Source organism: Variovorax sp. V93, assembly GCF_041154485.1.
Taxonomy (GTDB): Bacteria; Pseudomonadota; Gammaproteobacteria; order Burkholderiales; family Burkholderiaceae_C; genus Variovorax; species Variovorax beijingensis_A.
Genome location: NZ_AP028669.1, coordinates 5,452,418 through 5,460,438 on the forward strand (window position 1 = coordinate 5,452,418; position 8,021 = coordinate 5,460,438).

The 8,021-nt window shown below is 67.9% G+C and carries 8 protein-coding genes; 1 reads left to right on the forward strand and 7 read right to left on the reverse strand.

The genetic code is table 11. The annotated features are described in order from the left end of the window. Positions 1–9: 9 nt before the first annotated feature. Entirely contained in the window at positions 10–1,995 is a 1,986-nt protein-coding gene (locus ACAM54_RS25935; RefSeq protein WP_209500348.1) for a monovalent cation:proton antiporter-2 (CPA2) family protein, read from the forward strand. A gap of 24 nt (positions 1,996–2,019) precedes the next feature. On the opposite strand, the gene ACAM54_RS25940 is transcribed toward ACAM54_RS25935, so the two are convergent. The 7 genes from ACAM54_RS25940 to rpmH form a co-directional block, all read right to left on the reverse strand. Beyond that, positions 2,020–2,970, reverse strand: coding sequence for a hypothetical protein (locus tag ACAM54_RS25940; RefSeq protein ID WP_369649386.1), 951 nt, complete (start codon positions 2,968–2,970; stop codon positions 2,020–2,022). A 93-nt stretch (positions 2,971–3,063) separates the two neighbouring features. Next, positions 3,064–3,525, reverse strand: coding sequence for a Crp/Fnr family transcriptional regulator (locus ACAM54_RS25945; RefSeq protein WP_047784544.1), 462 nt, complete (start codon positions 3,523–3,525; stop codon positions 3,064–3,066). Between the two features lie 90 nt (positions 3,526–3,615). Further along, complete coding sequence (gene mnmE / locus ACAM54_RS25950) at positions 3,616–5,031, reverse strand: tRNA uridine-5-carboxymethylaminomethyl(34) synthesis GTPase MnmE (protein ID WP_369649387.1); 1,416 nt, start codon at positions 5,029–5,031, stop codon at positions 3,616–3,618. A 69-nt stretch (positions 5,032–5,100) separates the two neighbouring features. After that, positions 5,101–6,798 carry a membrane protein insertase YidC gene (gene yidC / locus ACAM54_RS25955; RefSeq protein WP_369649388.1) on the reverse strand — a complete coding sequence of 566 codons (1,698 nt, stop codon included), beginning with the start codon at positions 6,796–6,798 and terminating at the stop codon, positions 5,101–5,103. Further along, positions 6,795–7,082: a membrane protein insertion efficiency factor YidD gene (gene yidD, locus ACAM54_RS25960; RefSeq protein ID WP_015868039.1), complete on the reverse strand. Its 288-nt coding sequence runs from the start codon at positions 7,080–7,082 to the stop codon at positions 6,795–6,797. The genes yidC and yidD overlap by 4 nt, the downstream gene beginning before the upstream one ends. Beyond that, positions 7,079–7,498 (reverse strand): ribonuclease P protein component, encoded by a 420-nt coding sequence (locus ACAM54_RS25965; protein ID WP_145738933.1) that lies wholly within the window; start codon positions 7,496–7,498, stop codon positions 7,079–7,081. Before ACAM54_RS25965 ends, yidD begins: the two co-directional genes overlap by 4 nt. A gap of 101 nt (positions 7,499–7,599) precedes the next feature. Continuing rightward, on the reverse strand, positions 7,600–7,734 hold the full coding sequence (gene rpmH, locus ACAM54_RS25970; RefSeq protein WP_007834827.1) for a 50S ribosomal protein L34: 135 nt from the start codon (positions 7,732–7,734) through the stop codon (positions 7,600–7,602). Between the last annotated feature and the right edge of the window lie 287 nt (positions 7,735–8,021).

Consider the following 8,021-nt stretch of genomic DNA (forward strand, 5'->3'; position numbering starts at 1 on the left):
CATCCGGCCATGTCCTCGTTCGATCTCACGCTGATGTATTTGCTGGCCGCAGTGCTCGGCGTGGTGGTCTGCCGCTCGCTGAAACTGCCGCCGATGCTGGGCTATCTGTCGGCCGGCGTGCTGATCGGGCCGCATGCGCTGGCATTGGCGCAGAACTCCGAAGCCATCCGCCACCTCGGCGAGTTCGGCGTGGTGTTCCTGATGTTCGTGATCGGGCTGGAGTTCAGCCTGCCCAAGCTGCGCGCCATGCGCAAGCACGTGTTCGGCCTGGGCCTGCTGCAGGTGCTGCTGACCATGGCCATTGCCACCGCCGGGGCGCTGCTCATCGCCTCGCAGCTCCCGCCGGCCTGGCGGCTCGGATGGCAGACGGCGCTGGCGCTGTCGGGCGCACTCACGATGAGCAGCACCGCGATCGTCGTGAAGCTGATGGCCGAGCGTCTCGAACTCGAAAGCGAGCACGGCAAGCGCGTGATGGGCGTGCTGCTGTTCCAGGACCTGGCGGTGGTGCCGCTGCTGGTGCTGATTCCCGCGCTCGGCGCACCGCCCGAGGCGCTGGCCAAGGCCATCGGCCTGGCGCTGGTGAAGGCCACCCTGCTGATCGGCGTGCTGCTCTACGGCGGTCCGCGCATCATGCGCTGGTGGCTCACGCTCGTCGCGCGGCGGCGCAGCGAGGAGCTCTTCATCCTGAACGTGCTGCTGGTGACGCTCGGCCTGGCCTGGCTCACCGAGCTGGCCGGCCTGAGCCTCGCGCTGGGCGCCTTCATCGCCGGCATGCTGGTGTCGGAGACCGAATACAAGCACCAGGTCGAAACCGACATCCGCCCGTTCCACGACGTGCTGCTGGGCCTGTTCTTCATCACGGTGGGCATGTCGCTGGACTGGCACATCGTGGTGGAGCGCTGGGCGCTGGTGGCTGTGCTGCTGGTGCTGCCGCTGGCCTTCAAGCTGGCACTGGTGACGGTGCTGGCGCGGGTGCTGGGCGCCACCGCGGGCGTCTCGCTGCGCACCGGCCTCTACCTGGCGCAGGCCGGCGAATTCGGCTTCGTGCTGCTGGCGCTGGCGCAGGAGCGCAGCCTCCTGCCGCCGTGGCTGGCCAACCCGGTCCTGGCGTCGATGGTGCTGTCGATGCTCGCCACGCCCTTCATCGTGATGTACACCAACGCCATCGTGCGCAAGCTGGTGGCGAGCGACTGGCTGCAGCAATCGCTGCAGATGACCACGATCGCGCGCAAGACCATCAACACCGCCCGGCACGTGATCATCTGCGGCTACGGGCGCTGCGGCCAGAACCTGGCGCGCATCCTCGAGCGCGAAGGCATTCCCTACATGGCGCTGGACCTCGACCCCGACCGCGTGCGGCAGGCCGCAGCGGCGGGCGATTCGGTGGTGTTCGGCGACGCGGCCCGGCTGCAGGCACTGATGGCGGCCGGCCTGGCGCGCGCCAGCGCCGTGGTCGTGACCTATCTCGACGTGCCGGGCGCCATGAAGGTGCTGGCCAATATCCGCTCCCACGCGCCGCAGGTGCCTGTGATCGTGCGCACGCAGGACGACCTCGACCTCGAGAAGCTGCAGGCGGCCGGTGCGACCGAGGTGGTGCCCGAGGCGATCGAGGGCTCGCTGATGCTCGCCAGCCATGCGCTGGCGCTGGTCGGCGTGCCGATGCGGCGCGTGATCCGCGTGGTGCAGGACCAGCGCGACGCGCGCTACAACCTGCTGCGCGGCTACTTCCACGGCGCGGACGACGACAACGCCGACGAGCTCGACCACGAGCGGCTCAACACCTTCACGCTCACGCCCGGCGCCCGCGCCGTCGGCCAGAACCTGGCGCGGCTGGCGCTCGACAGCCTGGGCGTGCGCGTCGCCAGCCTGCGCCGCCACGACGGCCAGAACCAGGTGTTCACCGGCGACACGGTGCTGACCGACGGCGACACGCTCGTGCTGTGCGGCAAGCCCGCCGCCCTGGCCGTGGCCATCGAGCGGCTGCAAAAAGGCTGAGCCGGTGCGCCGGAGCGCGTACGCTCAGTTCACCAGGGTGGGATTGCGCTTTTCTTCCTCGAGGCGCTGCTGCCGGCGTACGGCTTCGCACTGCGCATGCGGCTTGTGTTCGGGCTTGAGGCACTGCGCAGCCATGCATTGGGCCTTGGCGATGAAGTTCCGGTCGCCGCAGAGGGCCAACGGATCGGCAGGCGCCGCCGCTGCCGGGGACGAAGGTGCCGCAGCGACGGGAGCCGGTGCGGGCTCGGTCGCGCCAGACTGCGACGGTGCCGCCGGAGCGGGCTTGCGCGGCTTGGCCGCGGCGGCCGGCGGCTTGGGATTGGCAGCGGCCGGCGCGTCCTTCGCCGAAGCCGATGCCGCCGCGTCCGCGGCGGGCATCTCGGCGGCAGGTGCCTCCGGCGCGGCTGCGGCCGGCTCGGGCAGCAAGGCGGGCGCAGGGGCCGGCATGGGAGGCACCGCGGCCGGAGGAGTCTCTTCGGACGGCTTGCCGGTTCCGTAGCCGTACCAGCCGGCGGTGATCATGAGCAAGCCCACCGCCAGCAGCGCCCCCCACAGCCACATGCCGCGGGAGCGCGAAGGCTTCTTCTGCGCCTCGGCGCCGGCGGACCGCCGCGTCCTGCTCCCGGAAGAAGAAGAGGATTTCTTCCTCGCACGGCCCTCCCGCGGCCGCGAAGGCAGCCGCTCGGAAGACCCCGGCGCAATGATGACGGTCTTGTCCTCGTTCGGCAGGCTCGCGCTCGCGGAAGAAGCAGCGGAAGCCGCGTAGGCGCCGGTTTCGAACAGCCCGCCCGGAATGGTGGGCGCGCGCAGTTGCGCGGGTGCCGTGGCGGCCCACTCGCGCTCCGATCTGCTGCCGGGGGCCGGGAGCGGCGCCATCGGCGCGGGTGCCGCAGGCGCCAGCTTGCCGCCGCAGCCGCGGCAGAAATTGGCGCCCGCGCGGTTCTCCGCGCTGCACACCGGACAGATCAAGGCCATGACGACGGACTTCTAGGAGAAAACGATTTCAGAAAAACTGGCGGCGAAGAGCCGTCGAGGCCGAATTCGAGGCGCGAAGCGGCAGGCCGGCGCTCAGGTCACCGCAACGCGCTTGGACCGGTGAGCCATGCGTTTGGCGATCACCGCGCCGAGCCCCATCGCGATCTCCAGGGCCAGGTTGGGCTGCCGGTTCGACATTTCCGCGAAGCGGATTGCCGTGAGGCGCCACACGCGGCCCGCGCCGGTGACCACCACGTTGGCGGAGTGCGGCTGGCGCGAGAAGAAGGAGCCCTCGCCCACCACCGATCCGGGCATGAGCACGGCCAGTTTCATCTGTTCCTTGCTGCTCACGCGGTGCACGCTGATCGCGCCGCTCTCGAGGAAATACACCGATCGGTCGTGCGTGCCCTGCTCGATCAGAACGTCGCCAACGCCGGTATCGATGGGCTGCAGGTAGCCCGCCAGCGTTTCCCACTGCTGTACGTTGAGCGTCAACGCGAAGGCGTCGTTGCTGCTGTTGTCCGCGATGGCGCGGCTCAGGTTCTGGATGGACATGCTTTTCTCAACCCCCGCATCTGTGCCGGAGTATCCGCGAAGGGCGCGGTTTTCGACTACAACTCTTTACGTTTTTCGGACGGGCTGTCTCTATTTGCCGATACAGAAGCGAGAAAAGATGACCCCGAGCAGGTCGTCGGCGCCGAACTCGCCGGTGATTTCATTCAGTGCGTTCTGCGCGAGGCGCAACTCCTCGGCCAGCAGGTCGAGCAGTTGCGCCTGCGCCGCCAGATGGTCCGCGGCCAGCGCCAAGTGGATCTCGACCTGGCCCAGCGCCTGCACATGGCGCGCCCGCGCCAGGTAGACGCCCTCGGGCACCGCCTGCCAGCCGGCCATGGCCAGCAGCTGTTCGCGCAGCGCCTCGATGCCGAGGCCGGTCTTGGCGGACAGGGCGATGCCTTGGGCCGCGCCCGCCGTATCCGGCACTGGCGCTGCATCCTGCTTGTTCCAGACATCGAGCACCGGCACGCTCGCGGGCAGCTTCTGTTGCAGCCCGCGCAGGATCTCGGCGTCGGCGGCTGCGTAGTCGGGCTGGCCGGCACGCGTCAGGTCGTGCAGGAACAGCACGGCATCGGCGCCCTCGATCTGGCCCCAGGCGCGGGCCACGCCGATCTGTTCGACCTCGTCGCTGCTTTCGCGCAGGCCGGCCGTGTCCACCACATGCAGCGGCACCCCGTGGATCTGGATGGTCTCGGACACCACGTCGCGCGTCGTGCCCGCCACCGCGCTCACGATGGCCAGCTCGGCGCCCGCCAGCGCGTTGAGCAGCGAGCTCTTGCCCGCATTGGGCTGGCCCGCAATGACCACCTTGATGCCTTCGCGCAGCAGCGCGCCTTGTCTTGCGCGCTGCTGCACGGCCGCGAGCTGCGCCTGCAGCTTCGCCAGCTGCCCGGCCGCATCGGCCTTTTGGAGAAAGTCGATTTCCTCTTCCGGAAAGTCGAGCGTCGCTTCCACCAGCATGCGCAGGTGGATCAGCGCATCGCGCAGCGCGTGGATCTCGCGCGAAAAGGCGCCCGACAGCGAACGCCCCGCGCTGCGCGCGGCCGCCTCGGTGCTGGCGTCGATCAGGTCGGCAATGGCTTCGGCCTGGGCGAGGTCGATCTTGCCGTTGAGAAAGGCGCGCTGGCTGAACTCGCCCGGCTCGGCCACGCGCAGGCCGGGCAGGCGCGGCCGCCCGGTGACCGGATCGGCCTCGGCAGCGGCCTCCAGGCAGCGCGCCAGCAGCAGCTGCAGCACGACCGTTCCGCCATGGGCCTGCAGTTCGAGCACGTCTTCGCCCGTGAACGAATGGGGCGAGGGAAAGTGGATGGCCAGGCCGTGGTCGACCGGTTCGCCGGCCGCATCGCGGAAGGGAAGGTAGGTGGCTTCGCGCGGCTTCAGCGGCCGGCCGCAGAGCGCGTCGACCAGCGGCGCGAGCCGGGCGCCCGACACCCGCACGATGCCCACCGCTCCGCGCCCCGAGGCGGTGGCAATGGCGACGATGGGATCGGTGGTGCGGGCGAGCATGGTGCGGATTCTTTCAGCAAAAAGGGCCGCTGACGCGGCCCTTCGGGGATGGCTCGGAACGCGGGCCGGCTACTTGGTGCCCAGCACGCCCAGCCGCTTGTTGATGAACCACTGCTGCGCGATCGACAGCACGTTGTTGGTGATCCAGTACAGCACCAGGCCGGCCGGGAAGAAGATGAACATCACGCTGAACGCGAGCGGCATGATCCACATCAGCTTGGCCTGCATCGGATCGGGCGGCGTCGGGTTGAGCCAGGTCTGGAACAGCGAGGTGAGCGTCATCACGATCGGCAGGATGTACCAGGGGTCCGGTGCCGACAGGTCGGTGATCCAGCCGATCCACGGCGCGTGGCGCATTTCGACCGACGACAGCAGCACCCAGTACAGCGCGATGAACACCGGGATCTGGATCACGATCGGGAAGCAGCCGCCCATCGGATTGACCTTCTCGGTCTTGTAGATCCGCATCATTTCCTGCTGCATTTCCTGCGGCTTGTCCTTCAGCCGCTCGCGCATTTCCATGATCTTGGGGTTGATGGCCTTCATCTTGGCCATGCTCGCGTAGGCCTTGGCATTGAGCCAGTAGAAGGCCGCCTTCAGCAGCACCACCAGCGCCACGATGGCCCAGCCCCAGTTGCCCAGGATGCCGTGCAGCTGCGTGAGCAGCCAGTACAACGGCTTGGAGATGATCGCGAAGATGCCGTAGTCCTTGACCAGGTCCAGGCCCGGGGCGATGGCTTCGAGCTTCTTTTCTTCCTCGGGGCCGGCGAACAGCGCGCTGTTCACGACCTGCGTGGCACCCGGAGCGATCTTCGGCAGCGTCGCCACCATGGCGACGGTGAAGAGGTTGTCGCCCAGGTCCTTCACGCGGAATTCGCGGCGCAGCTGTTCGCTGGCCGGGTCGCCCTTGAGCAGCCAGGCCGACGCGAAGTAATGCTGCACCATGGCGATCCAGCCGTCGTTGGCGGGCGGCGGCGGCTCGATCTTGCCCTTGGCAATGTCCTTGAAGTCGAGCTTGTGGAACTTCTTCTCGTTGGTGTAGGCGGCCGGACCGGTGAAGGTGTTGGTGCCGAACATGGTGCCGGCGGCCACGGTGCCGTGGCGCAGCAGCTGCATGTAGAGCTGCGCATCGCGCGGCTGGTCGCTCACGTTGACGACTTCATGGCGCACGCCGATGGCGTAGTCGCCGCGTTTGAAGACGTAGGTCTTGACGTATTTCAGGCCGCCGGCCGGCGCGCTTTCGAAGCTCACTTCCAGCGTGTTCTGGCCTTCGGCCATTTCGCGCGGACCCGCCTTGGGCGCCATCGGCGTCAGGTGGTTGGGGAAGCGCTCGCCCGAATCGACGGGGTTCAGCAGGCCGGTCTGCGCCACGTAGCGGGTGGCCGGCGAGGTGTTCTCGAACAGCACCACGTGCTTGGTGCGGTCGGCCTCGTCGTACTTGAGCAGTTCGAGGTAGTTGACCGTGGCGCCTTCGCTGTCGATCACGGCCTTGAACAGGTCGGTGGTCACGTTGACCTGCTCGCGCGGCGCGGCCGCGGCGGCCTGCGTGGGCACGGCGCCCGCGCTGCCGCTGGCAGCGGACGCGCTGGGCACGCCATTGCTGGCAGCGGGTGCGGCGGCGCCCGCCGGGGCGGAGGCCACGGCGGCCGGCTTGCTCGAGGGCAGGAAGGTCGGCTTGTTGCCGTTGAAGACCTGCCATTGGTCCCACAGCAGCACCAGCGAGAAACCAAAAATCACCCACAGGATCGTGCGGCGGATATCGTTCATGACGAAGACTTCTTGTCGGAGGAGAGGAGAGACGAAAACAGTGAGCCTGACTTGTCAGTACGACACTGTGATGCCGGTGGAACCGGATCGTGCCCGCCCTGGCACCAGGGCTGGCAGCGCGCGATGCGGTGCAGCGTGAGATAGCTGCCCTTGAGCGCACCGTGCACTTCCAGCGCCTCGATCGAATACACGGAGCAAGTCGGCGTGAAGCGGCACGACTGGCCAAGCCAGGGGCTCAGCAGCAGGCGATAGCCCTTCACGAGGCCGATCAGCAGGCGTTTCATGAGGAGGAGGGAGAAGAGGGCGAGGCCGGAGGCACCGGCGCACGCGCTGCGCGCGCCAGCAACTGCTGGAGTTCAGCCCGAACGGCACCCTTGAGCTTGTCCGAAGAGGCGCTCACGAATTCCTTGCGGTCGAAACCCGCGCGCAGGCGCACCACGTGCGCAGCACGCGGCAGGCCGGCGTCGGGCGCGGCGCTCACGGTGTAGATCTGGCGCTTGATGGCGTTGCGCGTAACCGCGCGGCGCGCCCAACGCTTGGGCACCATGGCGCCCAGCCAGACATCGTCGGACGCGAACAGCGGCTGTGCGCTCGACGAAAGATCGAGCGCACAGCGATGCAATGCGAAATGAGCAGTGCGCGCCACGGTGGCACCTGCGAGGACGGCCTGGAATTGCGCGCGGGTCTTGAGCCGCTGCATGGAAACCGAGCCGAGTCCGCCGTTACGGGTCGGGCCGGAAGCGCTGGCTGCAGGAGCTGGCGCTGGCGGTTCGGCTGCTGGCAACGGCAGGCGGGCTGCCGTCAGACGGCCAGGCGCTTGCGGCCCTTGGCGCGGCGTGCGTTGATGACGGCACGGCCGCCGCGGGTCTTCATGCGGACCAGAAAGCCGTGGGTACGGGCGCGGCGGACTTTGGATGCTTGGTATGTGCGTTTCATGATGGTTCCTGATTCCCTGTTTCCGCAGGCGAAAAAGCCGCGGGCGCCGGAGAGCGTGTTTCGGATTGGCCCCCGAAAGACGCAATGAGGTTTTCAGGGAAACCCGCAATTATCGCAAACATTCGGCCCCTCAACAATCTTCGACTGGATTTGCGGGCCTTTCGCCGCCGCCGGCAGCGTGTGGATAAGGTTTTGACAAGTTAGAATGCCGAGCGCCTTCAGCAGAGAATATCCACAATACATATACCAAAAAATGCCCGAGGGTCTCACCATTTTTTCAAGCGCCC